This is a genomic window from Pseudomonas sp. 2822-17 (assembly GCF_002742485.1).
GTDB classification, from domain to species: domain Bacteria; phylum Pseudomonadota; class Gammaproteobacteria; order Pseudomonadales; family Pseudomonadaceae; genus Aquipseudomonas; species Aquipseudomonas cyclaminis.
The window spans coordinates 1-232 of sequence record NZ_LJRZ01000948.1 but is presented as its reverse complement, the minus strand read 5'-3'; the positions used below and the strand labels follow the sequence as shown (position 1 = coordinate 232).

General features: G+C 37.9%; 1 protein-coding gene. It reads right to left on the bottom strand.

Annotated elements, in window-relative coordinates; all coding sequences use genetic code 11:
- On the bottom strand, positions 1 to 232 hold a 232-nt coding region (locus tag AOA60_RS31890; protein ID WP_305887067.1), incomplete at both ends, for a pyrroline-5-carboxylate reductase dimerization domain-containing protein.

Below are 232 nucleotides of genomic sequence, written 5' to 3'. Positions count from 1 at the left end.
CTTTAATACTTTTAACCCCTCTGCAGTAGACCCTCCAGGTGATGCTACTTGTGAAATCAAATCAGCAGGTTCACCACCATTCTCAAGCATACCTACAGATCCTTTTATCATTGTTGCAACAAGTTTTCTTGCCTGTTCTTTTGAAACATTATTTTCAACTGCAGCTTTTTCTAAAGCCTGGACAAAACTGTATAAAAATGCTGGAGCACTTCCAGTTATTGCAGTTAAATCA